This window comes from Arthrobacter sp. Cr_A7, from assembly GCF_029222765.1.
Lineage (GTDB): Bacteria > Actinomycetota > Actinomycetes > Actinomycetales > Micrococcaceae > Arthrobacter.
Window position 1 is genome coordinate 53,014 of sequence record NZ_JARHXQ010000247.1, and the last position, 22,541, is coordinate 75,554.

General features: G+C 60.9%; 7 protein-coding genes. 2 read left to right on the top strand and 5 right to left on the bottom strand.

The genetic code is table 11. The features are described from left to right. The first annotated feature begins 9 nt into the window (after nucleotides 1–9). Complete coding sequence (locus P2Q66_RS14545; protein WP_275729224.1) at nucleotides 10–3,222, top strand: helicase-related protein; 3,213 nt, start codon at nucleotides 10–12, stop codon at nucleotides 3,220–3,222. Beyond that, entirely contained in the window at nucleotides 3,215–5,305 is a 2,091-nt protein-coding gene (locus P2Q66_RS14550; protein ID WP_275729226.1) for a DUF1998 domain-containing protein, read from the top strand. Before P2Q66_RS14545 ends, P2Q66_RS14550 begins: the two co-directional genes overlap by 8 nt. Nucleotides 5,306–5,361: 56 nt before the next feature. On the opposite strand, the gene P2Q66_RS14555 is transcribed toward P2Q66_RS14550, so the two are convergent. The 5 genes from P2Q66_RS14555 to P2Q66_RS14575 form a co-directional block, all read right to left on the bottom strand. Further along, entirely contained in the window at nucleotides 5,362–6,291 is a 930-nt protein-coding gene (locus tag P2Q66_RS14555) for a DUF3883 domain-containing protein (RefSeq protein ID WP_275729228.1), read from the bottom strand. A gap of 96 nt (nucleotides 6,292–6,387) precedes the next feature. Then, the gene (locus P2Q66_RS14560) at nucleotides 6,388–8,646 is read right to left on the bottom strand and encodes a 3'-5' exonuclease (protein WP_275729231.1); all 2,259 of its coding nucleotides are present in this window, start codon (nucleotides 8,644–8,646) and stop codon (nucleotides 6,388–6,390) included. 1 nt (nucleotide 8,647) lies between these two features. Next, a complete protein-coding gene (locus P2Q66_RS14565; RefSeq protein ID WP_275729233.1) occupies nucleotides 8,648–14,860 on the bottom strand; it encodes a DEAD/DEAH box helicase in 6,213 nt (2,070 codons plus the stop codon). A 161-nt stretch (nucleotides 14,861–15,021) separates the two neighbouring features. Then, nucleotides 15,022–19,671, bottom strand: coding sequence for a DNA methyltransferase (locus P2Q66_RS14570; RefSeq protein WP_275729236.1), 4,650 nt, complete (start codon nucleotides 19,669–19,671; stop codon nucleotides 15,022–15,024). Next, nucleotides 19,671–22,532: a helicase-related protein gene (locus tag P2Q66_RS14575; RefSeq protein WP_275729238.1), complete on the bottom strand. Its 2,862-nt coding sequence runs from the start codon at nucleotides 22,530–22,532 to the stop codon at nucleotides 19,671–19,673. Before P2Q66_RS14575 ends, P2Q66_RS14570 begins: the two co-directional genes overlap by 1 nt. Nucleotides 22,533–22,541 lie beyond the last annotated feature (9 nt).

A 22,541-nucleotide genomic window follows, 5' to 3' on the forward strand; every position in this document is an offset into this window, starting at 1 on the left:
GAGCAATAAGTGTCGAAATTGGATACCAAATACGCCTTCCGTCGTGAAATGGTGGACCGCCTCGAGACCGACCTTTTCGGACCGGGGGCCCCGGACGAGCTAATTACCGAACGTCCGCTCGAGCGCTATGTGACCGGCGTGCTTTGGCCGGCAGCTGACGATACCTACGTCGAAGCCCCCGATGAGCCGGAATCAGTTGCTGCAGCTTCGGGCGAGGCTTCCGTGGACAGCTCCGTCGCGAACGCCCGCCTGACGTATCCCAGCAGTGTAGGCCTTACCGTCTCCGTGGATACAAACCGTTCCATGTCCCTGACTGTCACCCCAACAGCTGCGCGCTATACGCCAATAGCTACTGTCCGGGAGAGTGGCAGCAAACGGCGTGACAATTATGATTGGCAGCGAACTGCCGCTGATTTGCCCGAGATCGAGGTAGATCTTGCTGCACCTGGACCTCAGCGTCACCTGCTTGAGGGCGGCGCCCTGGAGCTGTATGCCTTGGTGCGTGCCCCGGAAGATGCTGTTGTTACTGTCACCGTTGTTCTTCGAAACACGCAACCCAAGCCGGACCCGACCTCCGACAAGGATGTGGCGTGCTGGTTCCAGGCCGGCGTATCAGTCCACACGCCAGTCCCGGCGTTGGTAGACCGTTCCAAGCTCCGCACGAACGTCCCGTCCGACCCCGACTTGGCGTCCTCGGAGCTTCTCTACCGCAATCACATGGTCTTCGGGGCAGGCCACGGGTGCGCAATCGAAGTACAAGAGGCCGACGTCGACGGGCGGCTTTGTCAACGAGTCTCGTCAACGTTTGTCCCCCGGCAAGACGTCCACAGATCCATGGCTGGAGGCAGTGCCGCCAATCTGTCGCTGCCATTCATGGCATCAGCATCTCGCGACGAAGTCGTTGCCGAACTCAACCGCCTCGCACAGGACTACTCGTCCTGGATCGCGGTATCCACTGCATCTGCAACACAGGACGGACCGGCGTACGTGCCACCCCACCTGCGCGGGGTCGCGGACGAACACATGAAGCAGGCGGGGATCGCCCACAGTCGCATCAAGGCTGGTATCCGATTGCTCGCTGAGGATACAAAAGCCTTCGAGGCGTTTCAGCTGGCGAACAAAGCGATGCATATGCAGCGTTCCCGGCAGGACTGGGTACGAAAAGGAGCCACGGGCGATTTCAGACTTGGCGAGCAGGGTTGGCGCCCGTTCCAGATCGCTTTCATCCTCATCAATCTGCCGTCGCTAACGGACGACCAACACGAGGAAAGGGACATAGCCGATCTCCTTTGGTTTCCCACCGGTGGTGGAAAAACCGAAGCGTATCTCGGGCTTATCGCCTACCTCCTACTTCTTCGACGGCTTCGGGACAACAACGTTCGCGGCGTTGCTGTGATCATGCGCTACACGCTGCGACTTCTGACCATTCAACAGTTCGAGCGCGCCGCTATGCTCATCTGCTCCCTGGAATCCGTGCGGCTAGGCAACGAGAATCGTCTTGGAGACGCACCATTCAGCATCGGCCTGTGGGTCGGCGGAGGCGCCACCCCGAACGACATTGCGACTGCGAGGACGAACCTCGGAAAGCTCAGGAACAATCAGGAAGTCATCGAGGGCAACCCCAAACAGATAGAGGCATGCCCTTGGTGTGGCACCCGACTCACAGTCGACGACTACCGGATCATCAAAGTACCGACAGATCGCATGACTGTGACGTGCTCCAATCCCTCATGCGACTTCGCTGGCGGCCTTCCAGTTCATATAGTCGACACGGATGTCTATAGGGAACGCCCAGAGCTCGTGATCGGCACTGTAGACAAGTTCGCCGGCATGTCCTGGCGGGGCGACATTGCAACGCTTTTTGGACGCCTCTCCCCCACTGATCTGGGCCCGGACCTGATAATCCAGGATGAGCTGCACCTTATTTCCGGACCCCTGGGTTCCACGGTGGGGTTATTTGAAACTGCTGTTGATTTGGCCGCCAGTGGCGTCGGGCGTGAAGGGGGCTCAGAAGCCAGAAAGCCAAAGATCGTTGCCTCCACGGCTACGATTCGAAGGGCTCAGGACCAGATTCGGTCCGTCTTCAACCGCCAATCCAGCCTGTTCCCGCCCCCGGGACTTGATCCTGACGATTCCTTCTTTGCCCAGAAGGCCCCCTCCGACCAATTCGGAACACGCCAATACGTTGGAGTGCTCGCGTCCGGCACCAGTCACGCGACGCTCATGGTCCGCACCTACGCCTCGTTGTTGCACTCGGCCAACATAATTGAGGCGGCAACAGCCGAAGACCGTGACCCCTACTGGACGCTCATGGGGTACTTCAACAGTCTCCGGGTTCTTGGCTCCGCTTACCTTCAGGTATACGACGACGTCCGGGCCCGCCTTAATCTACTGGCGAAACGCGAAGGCAGGCTGGAGGGGCGTGGAATTCAACTAAGTGAGCTGACAAGCCGCGTTGAGAACCACAAAATTCCAGAGGCGCTCAAGTCCTTGGAGAAGAGCTTGATGAGTAGCCAGGTACCTGAAGATGTCGTATTAGCCACGAACATGATCTCAGTTGGCCTGGACGTCGACCGTCTGGGTCTCATGGCAGTCATGGGACAGCCCCAATCAAGCGCAGAGTATATTCAGGCCACGAGCCGCGTCGGGAGACAGCACCCGGGCTTGGTAGTAACCATCTTCAACGCAGCGCGCACACGGGACCGCTCACACTACGAATCCTTCAACGACTTCCATGGAGCTCTGTATCGGGCCGTTGAAGCAACCAGCGCGACGCCTTTTGCAGCCAGATCCAGAGATCGCGGCCTCCACGCAGTCCTAGTATCCGCATTGAGGATGCTTGTGCCCGACCTCCGGACTAGCGCTGGAAATGTACGGAACGAATCCCAGGTAGTTGACCAAATCCTGTCCCTCGTTGGGAATCGAGTCGCAGAAATCGACAAGTGTTCGGACCAAGATGAGGCGCCAGCCACGCGCGACGAGTTGGAGCGACTTCTCAACATATGGCGGAAAGCAGCCCTCGCTGACGCTGATTTGCCTTACGAAGGCAAGCGGAATTCGCCGCGTTCGCTGCTCATCGATTCCAGCAAAGCCCTTGAAGATCCCGACTTCGTATACAGCACAAGCACCATTCCCTGGCCCACGCCCCGCAGCATGCGCGACGTTGACGCAGAAACCGCACTCCGGCCGGCCCCAATGAGGAAGGATGCCACCCTTGGCTAAAAAGACCTATGCCGCCCGGCGCAGTCAGCTGATCTCCACTTTCGGAGTCGGAAGCCTGTTCCCAGCCGAAAACAACAGCTTCATGATCACCAGCATTGATCAGTGGGACCGGAAGCATCTGAAGCCAGTCAGTGAGCCACGTCTGGCCAGAAGCTTGAGGGTGTCAGAGCTCCTGCTGCCCCCTGCAGGAGCCCGCGGGAAGATCCCGGTAGTTCGTTTCCCGCAGATGCTTGTTTGTCCGAATTGCAACCGCATCGGGAGGGTCCAGCAGTTACAGGCGTCCTACGAGGATCCCAAGTGCGGCCTATGTAAGTCGCTGGCACCACTGACTCCATCACGATTCGTCGTCGCATGCGAGGACGGGCATATCGATGACTTTCCCTATTCCTATTGGGTTCATGGTTTCACCCCGACTGAGGATGCCAACCACTTGCTCTCGCTTGCCTCGGAAGGCCGGACATCTTCCCTGGCAGACATGGTGGTCCGGTGCTCGTGCGGAAAATCCCGGACAATGGCCGACGCCTTCAATTCCATCGCCTTGAAAGAGATGAAATGCCAGGGAAACCGCCCGTGGCTCGGCTGGGGATACCGGGAGCGTGAATGCGGTAAGCCTCCAAAGACCGTGCAGCGTGGTGCTTCTAACGTCTGGTTTCCAGTAGTCAGATCTGCAATCTCGATTCCGCCGTACTCGGAGTTTCTTGCAAAGGTCGTGACGTCGAAGGCTTCTCAGCTCAGCCAGCCTCAGGCACTTGAACCAGCGTCCGCGTGGGTTTTGGAAGGGGTTGTTCAGGAGTTTGATGGGCGCTTCTCCGTGGACGAGCTGCGGGCGGAAATCAGACGCCAGTTCCACGGCAGTGAAGAGACAGAGCTCTCGGAAGACCAGCTTCGTGAGCAAGAGTTCCTTGCGCTGATGAACGGCCGGAAGGACAGCCCGGACACGGACTTTGTCGCTGAGAAAGTAGCCGTACCGGCCGCCCACCAGCACTGGATCAAGGCCGCACGAAAAATCACCAGGCTAAGGGAGGTACGGGCACTCTACGGGTTCAGCCGCCTCCAACCGCGAGGCGAGGACAAGCCCGACGCAAAGCTGTCACCGCTCTCCCCTGACGACAACCGGCAGAACTGGCTGCCAGCAATCGAGACGCTCGGCGAGGGACTCTTCGTAGCCCTGGACAGGTCACAGGTTGAAGCGTGGGCAAAAACTGACTTCGCCGCAAGCCGGGAAAATACTTTGTGGATCAACGCCAAGCGTGCAGCGAAGCAGCGGGGATTGGAACCCGCCCCTGTGAGCATCGTGGAGACCCTGGTCCACACGCTGTCCCACATCATCATCGACCAGCTTTCTCTCGACGCAGGCTACCCGGCATCTTCAATCCGGGAACGTCTCTATGTGGGTCAGGATCAGGTCGGAGTGCTTCTTTACACGGCCTCATCGGACTCGGCCGGCAGCCTGGGTGGCATCGCAGCGCAAGCGAGCCCGAAGCGGCTTGGTCCTGCACTGGATGAAGGCTTGTTCCGTACATCGTGGTGCTCGGCCGACCCTGTCTGCATCGAGTCGCGAGGATCAGGAACGGATGCGCGAAACCTCGCAGCCTGCCATTGCTGTGTCCTCGTCCCGGAAACTAGCTGCGAGCTGTTCAATTCCAACCTGGACCGGGGCACCCTATTCGGCGTGCACGGGCAGATTGGGCTCGGTTTTCTTGAATGGGCACAGTTGAATCCACTAGGGACGCTTGGCGTTGAGACTTCAGGGAAATCCTCCGTTGCCGAAGACTTGGGCATTCCGGAAAGCATCCGGCAGAGCGCCTGGCTGACCGTCTTTGCCGAATCCGGTCACGATTTGAAGGAACTGATCCCCGAACTTGTAGAAGTCGAAGTAGAGCTCGGAGACTGGGGGGCAGACATCGGCCCAGACAACCAGTGGCAGGTAGATCTGTTGTGGCCTTCCTCCCGAGTGGCAGTACTCGTGGACCGCGACGACGAACGGGACGACTGGCTCGCGGAGCAGGGGTGGACCACTTATCACACGAAGGACTTCGCGCCTTCTGATCTCGCGGACAAGCTGGCGGACAAGGTTTATTAGGGCCTGATGGGTTGGGGGGGTCGGGGGTCCGACCCCCCACCCATCTCGCAGTAGTTCTAATCCAGGAAGTACTCATAGCTCAAGGGCACGAGGTTTTCGGGCGACGGCGTCCAGTCGGGATAAACACTCAGCAGCCCGTCCGCGGTAGTGATCTTGCCATCCAGATGGCGCTCCCATTGAATCTCCGCGACCACGACTAAATCTGTTTGGGCGAACTCGTTGGCATTTGTCACCTCGTTGCGGGTGAGGATGACCTTTTGAACGTGTCCTTGAGAACCCTTCACTTCGACGCGGCGAACTTCGTCACCACGCACTGCTTCGAGGTCGTAGGACCGGTAGGCTCCGACATCCTCCACAGCGAACCCCAAAGTCTCGTAGTGTCCAATCGCCTGACGCACGGCCTGCACCTCAATGGCTCTCTTAAGGACCGGATCCGCGCAGAAGCCAGCGTACCGCTGCCTCACACCGTTTTGCCCGCTGACCGGAGGTGCAACGAGAGGCCGGTCAAAGCCACCCCAATCACTGTCAGGCAGTAGGTCCGGAGCAGCATCGATGACCTCCGCCGGAAGCTTGAACAGGTACCCCTGGTTCGGTTTCAGCCCGCTCGTCGGATGCTCCTGAAACGGAAAATAAAGGGTGAATTTGCCGCGCCCGGAGTAATCACGTTCAAGTTCGCTCCTAATGCCAAGGATGTCGGACTGATGATCTGCACGGAGATCGGTCAGGAGATAGGGGTGAGGCAAAGGCCTGTAGTTCGTCAGGGGAATCGTGTTTGCGGGCTTCCCGTACCAGTCCCCTGCGCGGGGCTGAAGCTCCCCCGCTACGATCGACGCACCATACATGCCGGATTTGAAGCGCATTGGATTGTTCTTTCCAACCCAATGGAGAACAACATCTCCAACGCGCACGTCCCTCATCAAGTCATAACGCGGTGTATCGGGTGCAATGAGCTCGCTCCCCCAGGTGTCCACGTTGACCAGTTCCATCCAGTACCGCTGTTTGGCGTCTCCATCCCACCATCGGGACTTCGTCGTCGTCGATCCTGCCGCCATTTCTCCCCCAATTGCCGTTATGTATGGAAACTACTTTGTACCAAGCAGCTCTGACGGTTTGCCGCTCCATGACACGACAAGCCCGTCCCGGGCCCTGGTAGCAGCCACGTAGAGGAGCGAACGCTCGCGCAGAAGCGCATCCGCTTGTTCGGCCGGAGCCAGGTTCTGCAGCTGGTATGCGGCCGGCATCGACTGGTCCGACATGCCGAACAGAACAGCTCTGGTGAACTCCATGCCCTTTGATCGGTGCATAGTCATCACTGCCGGCACCCCGGAAGCAGCGGCGGATCCGGCAATCCGCGCCTCTAGTCCCCGTTCATTAAGTCCGCTGATCACCTTGCCAATCTGGAAGTTCGCGCGAACCAGAATGCCGACTGTTTCCAGCGGCACGCCTTCCTCCTGCCATGTCCGCAGCGTCTGGGCGAGGTTGTCCAGCTCCTCCACATAGGACGTTGCCGCGTGTTCCTGTGGCTTCGGTCCCACACGGGAAGACGTATATCCGTTGACGGATTCATCGGTGCCCTCGATGTCCGTGACGGGAATGCCTTTCAGAAGTCCGACGGCGTACGCCAGGTTCTGCTGTGTGGTGCGGTAGTTGAGGGTCAGCCGCCGAGACCTGCCGACAATTCCGATGCCAAAACGGGACAGCGGAACCTTCTGTCCGTAGATGCGTTGGTGCGAGTCCTCGGCAATAAACAGGTCGTCAGGACCCTGCTGCACCAGTTCCCGAAGGAAGAGCCAGTGACCTGCATGCAAATCCTGGGCCTCGTCGATCAGAACGTGGTCTGCCATCCGGGTCAGGCCATTCTCGGCGCGCTGCTTCAGGATCAAAGCTGCGAGGTGTGCCATCTCAACGAAGGAGGCGTGCATGTCGATCCGGTTGTAGTACCTGTAGCCCTCGATGACCTTCCACACGGCCAGCCTCTTGGCGCGGTTGAGTGCTGTGCCGCGCCCCGCGCGGGGGACCTTGAGATACTCGTCTTTACCCGTAATGAAGTTTGGCAGCACGACGGTCTCGTATTCCTGCTGAAGGAATGTGGGGTTGGCGAGCTCAGGCTCGAGTTCGTGCTCCACGTCGCTAAGCGCGGATTCCCATTGTTGGCGCGCTCGGTCCGCCTCCAGTATCTTGCCTGGAGCTGCAGCCTCAAGGCCAAACAGATCCTTCATTGACTGCCGCTGTTCGGCTTCAGTAGCGGCACGGAATACCTTGTTGACTAGCGAATCCACACCAGCAACATGAATACCCCGGTCACCAGGCTTGGATGTACGAGGAAGACCCGCGTCGAGCTTTGCCAGTCCGCTTTCAAGCGATTCAGCAAGGGTGGTCGTGTACGTGGTCAGCACTATACGAGAAGAAGGCTCCGCAAGAGCAAGTGCCCTTGCCCGGTGCAGCAGCACAACGGTTTTGCCTGTGCCGGCACCGCCGGAAAGCCTAAAGGATCCACTGTAGCGGCGTTCGGCATAGACGCGCTGTTCCGGGTGGAGGAAGGTACGCCAGGAGTCGAAGTCGCCGCCTTCGATGACTTTCTTCAGTTCTTCGGAGTTGTCCCCCACGAACGTGAACTGCATCTTCGTTGCCGGGTGCTCGAGCGCCCGCTTGATCTTGTCCTCTTCGGACTCTTCCGGGTCGTCGACGTAGCGGCTCAGGGCCAGCTTGTCCCGCACCTCTGAGACGGATGTCCCAGCGGCGAGCTCCAGCAGCGCCGTGGCCTGCCACTCCGGAGCATCGCCCAAAACATCCAGAAGTTCCTCATCAGATGAAGCGGCGAAGGCCTTGCTCACAAGATCGGCGGCAAGGCCCAGGTTTGCCACCAACTCGCCCTGATCCATCCCGCAGGCTGCAAGCGGGTTCGTCCAGAGCTGTGGTGATTCGGGCTCTACCTCCTCCTCGGGAGCCTCCGGCTCGACCACCTCGACTCGCTCCCCGGTCGCAGTGTCCGACGGCGGCACGGGAGTCGGTGTTGATGCACGCACCACCTCGAGGACACCGTTGACAGAGTTCACCTGCAGCACGCTAGACCGGGCGATGTCGATTGCCTGGTCGTGGGGCCATGCCCCGTAGTAGAAGTAATGCGGGATGTTCTCGAACGCAACTTTGAACAGCACGGCGCGGTAGTTCAAATCGATACGGCCGGTGCGGACGCGAGGGTCGGCAGGCGTATGCATCGGTTCGATGTGGAGGCCGGGTGCAGTGTCATCTTTCTGCAACTTCTCAAAGAAGGAGTAGACCTTAGCCTTCATCGCGCCGTCGATCTTGTCCTTCTGCTTGATCCATGTCACGAGTGCCACGTCAAGCCCCCTTTACCTTCAGCAGTTCGCGTATTTCATCAACGTCAATTCCCACGGTGGTCCATCCCGAGGCTTCCAGTCCTTCACGTTCGTCACCGTCGAATACAACGGCAAGGTGATGGTCCGGCCAGGCGATTGAAACGGGCACGCCGTCCACCTCGTATCCGAGCTCTGGCAGAATATCCAAACCGGCAGTGGCAAGCTGCAACAGCAGTGTTTTTTCGAATTCAGTTGCCTGATCCAGAAGTGGCCTCCACGCAGGTCCGACCTCGTCCGTCATCTCCTGGCGAGCGACTTCTGCAGCAACCGACCCGGCCGCGCTCACTCCGGAAGCTACGGATCCGATGGTCAAACCTATGGGTTTGAATGCCAGGAGGTTCGAGAGCTGCAGCCAAAGGCGCCAGGAGGATTCGTGCGAAGAAGAAGCGAGTGCATCCTGTCGATCATCGAGGCAAAGGCCGACGGCGATTGTGGACAGGCTGTTGGGCGAGCCCGCGGCAGCAAAGCCGACGCTTCCGGATCTGTATGTCCATGCGGTCACACTACCGGTGGGCAGCGCGGGCTGTTCTCCGCGAGCCAAGGCCACAGCATGCTCGTAAACAGCGTCCGCGTCCGAAGGCTGCGGCTTCTGCTGCATGAGCATCAGCGGCACCAGCTCAGAAAACTTAGCCCACGCTTCAGGATCCGGCTTGTTGACCCACTGCCAGAGCATGCTCATGGCATCCCGTCCCAGCACACCCATGATGGACGCGTCCACAGGGAATTTGGCCATCAGCTGTGCGTTCAGCTTGGCGTTGGCCCAGGACGGCAACGTAACCGGCGCTGAGGGTCCAGCTTCAAAGACATTCACGTCCTCCCATGTGACGGCCCAAGGAACCACAGCCGAAGACAGCTCCGAGGTGTGCCGAAGCTTGTCGCGCTTCTCGGCGTCGTCCGCAATCCGGTTGTGCTCCGGCGAAGCGTGGAAGGCGAAACCGTCGGTGTAAATCGCCAGCACCGGAAAGTTCGGGTCCGGCGGTCCTTTCAGCAGGAAGTCCGGCCGTGTGCCGGCAACATCCACCTGCGGCAGAAGCTGCCACTGGAAGCTCTGACCGGGGATCCGGAAGGTAATAGTGTCGGCGAGCGCACCGGGGGTGACCTTAGTGTGCGCGCCCGCTGCTTTGAGTCGGTCCATCCAGGCTTTCCGGAACCGCTTTTCCAGCAATGATTCGATGGACGTTTCGGCGCTCGGCGCTTCTTCGGTTACTGTCCAGTCCGAGTACGACGGCGGGACCTCATCATCGGCGGCCTTCTGCCCCGAGCGCAAGAGGAGACCAAGCAGCCGCTCCGCACTTGCGCGGGCGACCTTGTCGACCTGCCACGGCTCGGCGTGCGGCAGGAGGCAGTGGTGGCAGGCAAGGCGTTCCTCGAACCGGCAGCTGCAGTCGCGCACGATCTCCCAGGCTGCGTACAGTAGCTCCCACACCCGCTTCGCATCTGCGAACTCCGCCAGGTAGCCCGTGCCTCCGGGGACCTTGTCGTGGAGCATGAGTGCGATCCGGCCACCGCCATGTGCGGGATCGTTGATCTTCAGCACCCCGAGGTGATCAGGTGCGCCGCCCAAGACTTTCTGGAGACCCATGAGCAGCGCGGCCTGAAGACTCGGCACCGAGAAATCGTCGCCGTAGGTGACGTCCAGCGGAAGGTGCAACACCACGCCCTGGGTATTGAGCTCGCGCGCCAGGACTACTTCCTTGATGCTCTCCTGGGTTTCCTTCCGGAACTTGCACCAGAACCGGTGCTCGTTCGGCCGGTTCTCTTTGGCCGACTGGTCCAGCTGGCCGCAGTAGGAACACAGCCGGAACATCGGTGTACGCACGTCGTCGCCGGCAATCGTCCGGCCTCCGCCATTCGACGCGGTCCGCCCGGTGTTGATCCACCGGATGTCTACCCGGTTGAAGTACTCCGCGCCGAACTCATACCCTTCCACGAACCAGCGCTTTTGCAGGTGCTGCTGATCGATATCAGCCGCGGCAGCGATCGTAAATCGTTCACGGACGCGGTTATCCCGGCGGTCATTGATGGCGGCCTCGTCGCGTCGGACTTCAGCAGAGACTTTTTTCATGACCACGACGTCGAAGATCTGGCCCATGTCGGCGATTGCCGCCGTCGTACACCTGACGCAGCTGGTAACCGGTGCGCTGGTGCCCACGTCTGTCTTGATCCAGCCGCACTGTGGGCACACCTGCCATTTCTGAATGTGGCTTTGCTGTGGCCCGAGGTCCACTGCGTCGATCAGGATCTCCATGCCTTGGGCGTAGAACGTGGCGCCGGGGGCGAACTCGCTGAGCGCTACGGAGGCACCACGGTTGTATGTCACGGTGTCCGTGACGAACTCCTGCGTGTCGGCATCCTTCCATGACAGGCCAACGTCCAGGCTCACGGAATCGTCCAGGAGTGTGTAGTTGGGCAGGACTCCGTACGCTTCCAATACCGAGATCCAATAGTCGCCGCGGAGCTGCTTGAGCTGGTCGCCGATCATGCGGAGCGTCGCTTTAGCAGTGCGGAGTGCTTGAACCGCGTCAGAGGACTTGTCGTCCAACCGCTCTGCTTCTTTGGCCGCTGCCTCCAGCTCCGGCAGAGCCTTGTCGATTTCTTTGCGGCGGGCCTCCAGCTCGTCGATGTCGGCTTTCCACTCCCCTGCCGCCCGGATGAGGTGCCGGGCGAGACCGCTGGGCTCGCCGTCATCGTGCTCGGATGCCCAAGCAATCAGCCGCTGGCAGCTTCCCTCGGAGACCCTTTCGCCGAACTGGCCCAGGAACTCCGCCAGGTAATCTTTGGCATTCGTCGTGGCGTCCTGGATCAGGTCCCCGATGAACGAGCCCGCTGCAACGCTTCCGAGAGCCTGGACCGCGTCGCGCGGGTGGGGGCGACCAGCGGTCCGGGCGAACCGGTCTGCCACGTGGGCGACATACTGGCGTCCGAGGATCTCTTCTGCGTCCAGATACGTTGCAGGCGGACGGACCTCACCGTTAATGACAGACAGCGGGTCATGCAGCTTGGGCAGATGCTCGCCCCGGCCCCGAACGAACGCGAGGACCAGCGAGTTGCCGGTGAGGCGGCCTGCACGGCCGACGCGCTGCAGGTAGGACGCGACTGAAGTGGGCAGCGAGGCAAGCATGACGCAGGAGAGGTCGCCAATGTCAATGCCCATCTCCAAAGTGGGCGTGGCCACCAGGACATTGGGAGCCTGCGGATTGTCGGATCCCGACTTGAACTGGGTCTCGTAGAGAATACGGGTCTTGTCGTCCAGGAGGGAGGTGTGCTCCCGAGCGACCACGCGTTTGCTTTCCCGCGAGGAGTAAAGGTCCCGGTAGAAGTTCCGGGAGTCGCCCGCCTGGCGTTCCAACCTTCCGCTGCACCGGACCAAAGTGCATGGTGCGCCGTCGAGCTGGTCGATGACGGTCAGGCTCCCCGGAGTCACGGCCTTGCAGACCTTGCACGCAAGGACATGGCGGCCGGACTCGAGGTCGACAACGGCGGGAACGGAGAGCATGATCTTGGCCGGATCCAGCCAGTAGACGTCGGCTCCGGAGTTGGTGCTCGTCTTGCCAAGCAGACCGTCTTCTTCCAGCGCGGTGATCAGCGCTTTGGAAAGGTAGCCGCTGTCCGACGGCGCAATGCCGAGGCAGCGGGCCGTCCACCGGGAGTACCACGACGTCGATGGCGTGACGGTGTCCAGGTTTTCGGTTGAGGCGTCCGCTCGGCCAATCCGCGGGAACGCCGGCGCGGGTCGCCCGGACGGGAAAGCAGGCATGCCTTCCCCTTTGGGCCGGCCTCCCCAGATCTGCCACCGTTTGCCGTCCGTAGCGATGTATCCCTTGAGCCACTCGTGGTTGATGCCCCCTTGGAGGCGGATCCGCTCAACGGTGCCGCGGATCCACTGCAGCAACTGCTGGTCGGTAGGCGGAGTGTCCCCCACCATCGTCTGGTGCTGCACCGAGTCGTACGCCCGGCGGCCGACGGCGAGCATGCGTGTGGCGCTGCCTGCATCCGTCTCGACGGCGAGAGAACCGGTGAGCTCCAGCGTCCGGCCAGTGCGGGATTGCAGGCCGAGCTCCAGCAGGGCGTCGAACTGCAGGCGGCGCCTGGCGAACCGGCGTCCGCGCGCCTGTTCGGCCGGCGTAGCCTTTGAGTTCCAGAACTGCCGGAAACTCTGGCGGTCAACGTATTCGGGGGCAACCAGCTGATATCGCTCCGTGGGCGATTTCGCATGGGCGATGGCGGCGTCGACAACCTCTGAGAGTGTCGCGGTGTCTTCGCTCAGGGCACGGCGCAGCGCGGTGCGGAGCGTCATGGTGTGGGAGCGGGACTGGACGTACCCGGCCCGGTGGGCGGCGTCCTGAACGCTGTCGGTGAAGACCAGGGCCTTCTTCTCTCCCTCGTCCAGGCCTTCAGCGCCGAAGAGGTTGGAGATGCTCACGGAGAGCATGGTGGCGACGGCACTGCCCATAAAGGCGATGCCTTCCTTGGCCAGACAGGAAGGGCAGACATCCCTCTTGGACTGATCATCCGCGTCCTGGCCAGTGAGCATCAGCACAGGAATGACGCGGCCTTCGGCGAGGTCCGCGCTGTCAGCTGCGGGAGGAGTCTTCGAAAGTCCCCGGTTGACAGTGTGCAGCCAATGCAGTCCCTGGACTTGCTCCGCGCCGTCCTGACGGAACTCGATGATGTCAGCCTCGGCGGCGGCAGAGATGAGAGTTCTGAACCTCGGGTTGTTCGCCAGGCGGGCCTCGCGGATCTTGGAGTCGTCCAGCTCCAGATCCATGCCGGTAGGTGCCAGGACGGCGCCCCAGCCGGACCGTCCGCAGTGCCGGCAATAGACGGCGGGCAGGAACATGTCGTTCGACTGATCGATTCCGTCATCTGACCAGCGGAACCGAGGCACTGTGTCCACGGCTGCGTCCACCCTGGACATCTCGCGGATCCAGAGGTGGGTCTCTACGGTAAGTGCCTCACGACCGTGGCGCGCCCGGATGTGGCTGAGCAGCGCGATGACGTGGGATAAGAACTCTTCGGCGTCAGATTCCCTGACTCCCGCTGGCAAAGCATGCGTCGGGAAGATTGCCTGAGTCAGTTTGGCGAGGTCGACGGCGACTGTTGCGTGATCGAGAAGGGCTGCGGTGAGCGAGTGCGTACGCATCGCGTCGAGCAGGTTCTTGGGCCTCTGCTCAAAGAGCGCGTCGAGAATTGGTTCAACTACGGTTTCCGGCCCGGCGCCCGCTGCCCGGAGTGCCGCTACGCTTGCGTTCGTCTCGGCGATGCTAAACGCGACGGTGTGCAGGTCCTTCTCCCAGGCAGTGCCGGAGCCGAGGGATGACCAGTCTTGGGGGCTCAGCCTGGACTCGGTGATCACGGCCTCAGGGGGGAAATCTTCGCCGAAGACAGTCTCAGCAAAACGGAGCATAGCCTCGGGGTCGCCCTTACTGCCAAGGGTGGCGGAGGTGGCAACGGGAGTTACGCGGCCGAGCGGCCGAGCACGGTCCTCCTCGGTCAGCCCCTGCGGGTGGTCGGCGAGGTCGCCGGGCCAGTAGCTCTTTAGCGACAGCCCGAGCCGGCGCAGCAGCATTGCGACGTCAGTTCCTTGTGCACCGTCGTAAGTATGAAACTCATCGAGGACGACGTATTGCAGGCTTGTGGCGGACTTCTGCCAGAGAGGGGCGTCCTCTTGGCGGAGCAGGAGCATGTCCAGCATTTTGTAGTTGGTTAGGAGGATGTCCGGCGGATCTTCGCGAAATACCTGCCGATCATTGACGAGCCCATCCTTAGCAACCTTGGTACGGCTGGTGTCTTGCTGCCCTGTGTAGATGCCAGCGCTGATCCCGGAGAGTGCGGGATAGGCGGTCAGCATTTCGGCCAGACGCTTGGCTTGGTCATTAGCGAGAGCGTTCATCGGGTAGAGGATGAGCGCCTTCATGCCTGTGACGCCATTACGTTTAGCGCGGAGGACGTGATCCAGGATCGGGTACAGGAACGCCTCGGTCTTGCCGGAGCCCGTTCCTGTCGTGACAAGAGTGGGCTGCGGGCGGCGGCTGGCGCTGACACCGTTGCTGGCGATGGCCTTGCTGCTCAGCCGCTGGAACGCTCGGGCCTGGTGCCCGTAGGGCTCGAACCCCTCGTGCCAATCGAAACAGTCGTTCCAGCCCGGCTCGGCTGTTTCGAAGGGCAGTCTCAATCGGACATACGAGCCCTTGAAGAGACCCTGATCTGGATCGGCAAGGAAATCCTTGATTGCAGTTTGCGCATTGCCGTCAGTCAGAGCAAAGGTCGTGGCCAGATAGTCGGAGAGACCTCGGCGGAGGTCGCCAGCTTGGCTGGTGGGAAGCAGTTCCGACATTAGGCGCTGTCCCCCAGCATGCTCGAGAAGTGCGAGTACGCCTTCCGCATGTCCTCTTCACGGTCGAAGCTCTGGAACGGAAACTCGAAGACGTACTCGACGCAGCTCTGTGGGTGAGTCCAAGTACGTTCCTGGAGGGTCAGGGCGTCTCCAGAATTCCGGTATAGCCGGCTCATGTCTCCGGGGACCTTCCGCCCGTTTGCGTCATAAAGGTCATTCTGCTCATACCCACGAAGCACAGGGAATTGCGTGCGGTAAATGGTACAGAGTTCGTCGGCATCTATGTCCAGGAGTATTGCCGCAAGTGCATCCAATTCCACATGTAGCCGGCGGCGCTCCGCAGCAACACGGGCTGGACTGGTGGGAATCCACTCCGAAGCCGTGGCTGAATGCCAAAGTGTTCCAAAGTCTTTTGTCAGGCATATCAGTTTCGCTGCTCGAAGCCGGACTTCCGCGCTTAGGTCATGGCCTATGGGCGCCGGCAACGTATCAACCACAGACCCGTAGAAGTGTCCCAGCGACCCAGCCTTGGCTAAGAAGTCCACTGGAATCGATCCTAAAATGCCAGCCAATTCGAGCGCCGATGCTCCATCGGCAAGACTCTTTCCGTATCCCGAAATCACCCCGTTGACGTGCGCGACACCCGGTAGAAGAACGGTGGGGTAAAAGGTCCTCACGCCAGTCGTGGCTGCCATTAGCCTCCACCCAACTCTGTGCTGTTCGCGGGCTGACACCTTAACTCCATCCACTTCCCAGCTGGAGTAGTCTGCGTTGTATTTGACTGGGTCGACGGCCCGTTGGTAGCTCGTGCGTGGAATGAAGTCGGGTGCCAGGGCCTCGAGGTCAATTTCAGTCCAATCGAGGTTGTTCTTCATTGTTGGGTTCGGCTGCTTTGCGAACGGATTGGCGACGCTGAAGTGGGGTCCCTGGAGAATGACGTCACTCCAGCACTCATTGATTTTGGACCCGACCTCAAAGTATCCCTTCTTGCGATCGATGGATTCATCCCAACCACGCGAGTACTGGAGGCCGAGTTCCCTCACGCGTGGTGCCTTACTGAGCTTCTCGAGCACACGGGAACTCGCAAGGTTTACGGGGTACACCATTCGGGCTTGGATGGCAGGCGTACCCGGCTCATCCAAAATGTCGGCCCATACGCCAAGCAGTACTTGGTCAACATCGATGATGCGCTCTGCGTGCGGTCGAGTGTCCCAGCGGCTGTCAGCATCCTTCAATCCGGGGACCTCGCCGGAACCGTCATGGACCTCAGAGCGAGCGATTGTATCGGGGTGATAGAGCGACGCCGCCATTTTGAAATGTGGGGATGCGCGTCGTGCCCCGTAGACATGGACGCCATAGGTCACCAGGTGATGGATCTCGAACAACGAAAGCTCGTTGATGAACTGCCAATGCCGACGCAGGCGACGGTAAGTCTCAGCTCTAAGATGCGCGGCCTTCTTCTCGGTGAAGTGGGACTCCGGATGTATGAGGGTGATTACTCCGGTCGGAGCGGAGGAACGCCAGGTGCGGACCATAAACGCGCGGTAAAGGTCCGGCTGCAGACCAGCTAGCAAGGAGTAGTCAACTGTTGACCCGAGGAATTCCGCGAGCACGGCCGTGGGAATCGCATTCTCAACGAAGTATTCCCGCACGCCCTCCCTTCCCAGGGTTTCGTCGCGCTTGACCTTAATTTGTGCCTGCGTCGGTTTATCAACCAGCTGCCACCATGGATTGCCCTCGGCCAATAGGGCAGCCTCATCGGAGCGCGGTCGTACCCATGGAGGGTTACCCACTTGAAGGTCAAAGCCACCGCGGCCGAAGACCGACGCAAAATCGAGTTCCCAGTGGAAGAATCCCTGATCGCTAGCGACACGCTCGCAAACGTCGAGCCACGCGTGCTCCGATTTGACTGAGGCCGTTGGTTTAACCTGCGAAGTGCTGAGGTCGAAGGATTCGATGGCGTCCAGCTCGCCCCAAGACGCCATGGAGAGAACCGAGGTTTGGCCCTCGATGAGGCCGTATTTCCTTGAGGGCTTTCCTGCGGACACTTCGGTCCCGAGGATTCCCTCGAGAGCGGAGATCCAATTTTCGAGCGATGGCGGATGCACTCCTCCGGTGGCGCGTTCGGATAATGGCCAGAACCAGAGGGCGTTCCAAGCGTCCATGACCCGACGGAGGCGCTGATACGAACCGTCTGGATCGTTGAGTGACTGCTCGATTTGCTCTCGGGTTATCGCTGAGGTTTCCACAGGCTCAACCAGCGAGCCATCACCTTCAACTGGCAGAGTAGACCTGCCGAAATAGTCGATTCCGCGGCGGGCCTCGGCCTCGGCGACCTGTAGGCGACGCAGGGTCAACTTCCACAGCGATTCCACTCGACTGCCCAAAGCGACAAGGCGATCCAGCTGCGTCTTGCTCGGCCTTGCTTTGACTTTGGTTCGCCAGGCCTTCAGCTCTTTCTGTGCTTCACCCGCCAAGTCTTTGACTTCCTTGGCGTCGCCGGCGGCGCCCCAGCCTTCAGCGGGCAACAAGAAGTGGTGGATCCGGCTTACGGCGTTCGGATCATCCGTGTCGTCCTCCATAGCCCCAACCAGACCCGTGAGCGGCGCCTCGGCGGGCTCGGACTTCAGCCATGTCTTGTCGTTCACGGATTGACGTGAATACGTGGCCCTTCGCGAACCGATGAGCGAGTTTCCCCGGCGCAGGCGCAGCCCGAACCACGGAGCCTGAAGGTCTTTGACCATTGTGTCCAACCACAGCGACACTTCGGCGAGCTCCACCGCTGTCGAGTTCAGGTCAACGCCGTGGACCTGATGCAGGGCGATCTGTGCTTTGACCTTCTGCAGTTCCTGAGGGTACTCGTCGGCAGGAATCTGGCGGTCAAGTTCCTTTTGCTTGCGCTTTAGATATTCATCGGCGAGCTGGCGGACCGCTTCAATAGCGAACGCGCCGGAACCCAGTGCTGGCTCGCAAACGGTCAACTTGAGGATGTCGTCCGCCAGCGTGGGGATCCCGTTCTGATCCAGCAGCTCCTCGAGGGCCTGGGAGACCACGAACTTCGTCAACACCTCGGGTGTGTAATACGAAGCAGACTGCTGACGCTCACGACCAGCGAGACGGAACACAAAGGAACCGGTCTCGTGGATCACAAGCTTCCTCTCCCCCGTCCGCTCGTCCTCGTACTTTACGAAGTGCTTCGCATCGATGGACTCGGAGTGGTCCACAGGGACCACCCAGGAGCCTTTCTCCGGGTTGCCGTCCTTCGCCACCTCGTAAAGGGGCTCCGCAGCGATGAAGCCGGTGTAGGACATTAGGCCTTCATAGACGGCGCCAAGCTGGTTTATGCCCAGCTCCGCGTAGGAGATGAAGCCGCGGTCCTTTCCGCGGGCCTCCTTGCTCAGCAGCAGGTGCTGCAGGACGCGCTGAAGCTCGGAATTACTCAGCCCTGCATCGTTAATGAGGGAAGTTGCTGATTCTTGGAAGAGGTCGGCCTTCAGCGGTTGGAAGACGAGTCCCTCGTTATCTCCTGAAGGGCCCTCAGCAGTAGTCGATGCACGCTGGGGCTTGTGGCCGTCGTCGACGAGCCGGAACAGCCGCTCCAGCGAATCATAGAAGTGCGTCCCCCGCTGCGATTCCTGGGACTGAATATTGACGAGCGTCAATTCCCGGAGCCGGTCCAGGCCGTAACCCTCGTTGTATTCACCCGCGCCAATGGGCAACACACCCATCTCCGGGGACGCCTCCGCGTACAGCAGAAACAGTACGCGGTAAAGGAACCGCAGGGACTGGCGCGCCAGGTCCTGACCATCTACGTCCTCAACGGGAAGCCCCCGAGCGGCTCGCCTCTTGAGCACGTCATTGGCGATGATTTCGATGGAACGGCGGATGCCCTCCCGCAGGTCCTGGGAGACACCTACCGTGTGTTTGACGGAGGCCGCCAGGATGTCATCCCACCAGATGGATCCGTCGGGAGTTGGCATAAGCGAGTCCCGGCCGAAGATGGCAAGGAACCGATCGGTTTCCGAATGCTTTCGGGTGTCGTTTCGGTCGGCAACCAGCAGGGCGTCGGCGGCGAGATAGCGGCCCTCGGCCCAGCGTTCCTGTTCCGTCAGCACCAGCCAACGTCCAGCCATGACGACCACGTACTTGGGCGAGCGTTCCGCAAGGTAAATTTCCGAGACGAGCTTGGCCAGTGTCAGGGACGGCATCTCCTTGCCGTCGACGAGCACGCGTCCCAGCGGCTCTACCGATGACAGAACATCTTCAGCAGCGTCGGCTGCACTGGCCTCAAGGAACACGACGTCGGCGGTGTCTGTCATCCACACGCCGGGAACCAATGTCTCGGTGCCGCTGCGCTCAAAGGTGACTGCCGCCGTCGTACCTTTAAACCCGAGCGCGGTGCGCAGGAGGGCGCATGCTTCGCGAGCGCCCGCAGGGTCCTCGGCCAGTCCGGCGAGGAGGATCTGCAACCGGCCGCGCACTTCAGCGAAGCGGGACAGCGTGGTGGGGTGGCCTTCCTTGGCTTGCTCGTCCCAGGACTTCCGGAGTTTGATGACTTCCGCTTGGAAGGACTCCTTGGTGGAATCCGTGGTGAAGAAGTGTTCGCTGATCCAGTCTTCACCGACAACGATCGAATCAAAGGACGGCATTACTGGTCAGCACCTTCCGGTACGGCTGTAGGGGTATTACGGGGAACGACGATCAGGAGCGGGCGGACCAGGCGCTGGGCAGGCGCGAGCGACTCCGCGATGAGCTGCTCTTCGTTGACGCGCTCGCGCTGTTTCTTGACCTCGGCCCGTTGCGTGAGTTCGAAGGACAACTGGGTCCAGTCGGTGGCGCGGTCCGTCCACGACTGCAGTCGCTGCTCGGCTGCTGTGGCCGCGGACTCGAACGTCATTTGCATTGTCTGTTTGGCATTCGCCACCGCCCGTGGGAGGAGGGCCTGCAGACCGTCCAGGCTGACAGGACCTGGGTTTGTCGCTTTGTTGTGGACGCCGATGGCGGCCAGGTGGTCCCCCAGGTCCTCGAGGGGCTGGTCCATGCAGAAGTTGGGATTGCTGGGATCGGGGAACTCGACGGCGATGAAGGCCTTGGACACGACCTGGCCGCGGCGGTTCATGAGGGTGCCCATGAGGAGAACCTGCGGGGCGTCGACGTCGCCCCGGACGGCGAGCACTTCGCTGCGGGACATCGATCCCAGGGCGCGGTCGCTGGCCCAGTCCAGGACGGGGTGGAGCGGGCCTAGGTAGTGCGCTTCCGGCCAGCTCATATCATCAGATTCGCGGGCCCGGTCCAGTTGGCGGGTGCCGGCCTCCACAGTGGTAGCAAGCTTGAGCGTCTCTGTGACCCTCCGCTCGGACAAGTAGTCCTGGGGAAGGTATCCTAGCCGGTGCTGAAGGTCCGCGGGCGGGTTCAGCTCTGCCAGGCCGTGGCCTGGGTGAATGGTCCAGCCGAGTTTCTTCTGAGGTTCGCCGAAGGCCTCGTTCAGTGCTTCGTCGAGGAAGTCCAGGTCCGTGGCGTAGAGGCCCGAGGGTTTCTCTATCGGTACGTCTTCGCTCGGTCCGTCCTGGTTGAGGGCTTCGAAGTCGAGGAAGTCCCAGACGTCGCCAGACTCGGGGTCCGGGTCTGGTGCGCCGACGGTGTCTTCGAACTCCTTCTTGCCGAGGAGGACATCCAGGATGGCGTCCTCCTCCTGCTTGACGCTGTACTTTCCCATGAGGGAGGCAACGTCATTCAGCACGGCGTGGGCTTCGTGCTCCCGCTCCATCAGCCGGGTGAGCACCTTGATGTCGCCCGAGAAGCGGGTGTTGCTGGGGCTCAGCAGAAGGGTGGTGATCTGGGGCTTGTGGCGCTGGCCGAAGCGGTCGATGCGGCCGTTGCGCTGCTCGATCCGGATGAGGCTCCACGGAATATCGAAATGGATCAGGTGGTGGCATTCGGCATGCAGGTTGACACCTTCAGAGGCCAGGTCGCCCGTGACGAGTACCCGCAGCGGGCTGTTGCCACGCTTGAACTGGTCCACGATGTTCTGCTGCTCGACATCGCTTCGGCCGCCATGGAGGATGTCGACATTTTCCGGCTTGAGGCCGAGGGCTTTGGGCAGAGCCTCCTGCAGCCACTTGAGCGTGGCGACGCGTTCGGCGAAGACGACAGCTCTCACTGGGGATCCCTTGCCGACGCCAATCTTCTTCAGGTAAGCGACAAGTTCGTTGTATTTGCCTGATTCGCCGGTGTTGGCGTTTTCGGCGAGCTGACGAAGGCGACCCAACGCCTCAGTCTCTCTGGCCTCAGTGGGGGCGTCGGCGTCGAGCTTTTTCAGACGCTCGGTTACTGTCTCCAGCAAGGCCGCTGGGCTGGAGAGGAAAGCCTTGGCGAGCGTCCAGGAGAACAGGGACCCGTTCTGTCCTGAGTAGGGGGACGGACGACCCTCAGGGTAGAGCCAGGTGTTGGAGAGCTCCTCGGCTATGGCATTCTCCGCGGCTGAGGCGGCGACGAGCCGGTTGTCCGGTTCTTCCCGCTCGGCCCAGTCTGCGCCGACTTCCTGGGCGACCTCAGGGCTGTGGCGGTGCCGGCGGATGATGAGGTTCTCCACCTGTTTGGGATCAAAGGTCCCGTCAGGGCGGACGACCGTGGGGTCAAGGAGACGAAGGAGCTCGGCGAAGGACTCGTTACGGCCGTTGTGTGGAGTGGCCGAGGCGAGGATCAAGGCCTCCGTATTGGGGGCGAGGATGCGGGCGAGCTCGTTATTGAGTGTGCCGGTGTTGGTCAGGTTGTGGGATTCGTCGATGACGACGGCGTCCCAGTGGAGCTTGTTCAGGTGGGCGCGGTAGCGGGCGCTCTTGAGGGTGTCGATGGAGATGATGGCGCGCTTGTAGTAGGTGAACGGGTTGCGCGTGGCTGGCAGTTTTTGGCGGACCTTCTGGATGCCGGCGGAGTCGAGGCGGACGAACGGCAGGGCGAAGCGGCACCACAGCTCATGCTGCATCTGCTCCAGGACGTGGCGGGGCGTGACTACGAGGATTCGTTCCCCGCGGCCGCGTTTGACCAGCTCGCTGAGGATCATGCCGATCTCCAAGGTCTTGCCCAAGCCGACGGCGTCCGCGATGAGGATGCGGGGCCTGATGTTTTTGGTGTCCAGGGCCTTTGCCACGGCTATCTGCTGGTACTTCAGGTTTCTAGAGAGCATGCGCGTTGAGACCGTGAGGTGTTCTGCGGACTGCGGTGTTGGGGTTTTGCGGAGCGTGGTCTCCAGGAAGAGGCGTGCCTTCCGGTAGTTCGGGGTGTCATCCGCGACCACCTTGGACTTTGCTGGGTCTACGACTTCGATATCGTCAAGGGCGGAGTAGAAGGCCGCGGTGGTGTCCCTGACGAGCTCGCTGAGGCCTTGAACCCTGATCAGGGTGCCATCGACGGACTTCTCGAGGCTGGTGACCAGCCACTCCTCATCACGGACGTGGACCACCGAACCGGGTGCGACGTTGAGTTCCCGGTTTTCGGCTGTAACTGTCAAGACCTGCTC

Excerpts from the sequence above, each read along its gene's own strand:
- P2Q66_RS14555 (WP_275729228.1), bottom strand. The coding sequence starts at position 6,291 with ATGGAACTGGTCAACGTGGACACCTGGGGGAGCGAGCTCATTGCACCC.
- P2Q66_RS14570 (WP_275729236.1), bottom strand. The coding sequence starts at position 19,671 with ATGCCGTCCTTTGATTCGATCGTTGTCGGTGAAGACTGGATCAGCGAA.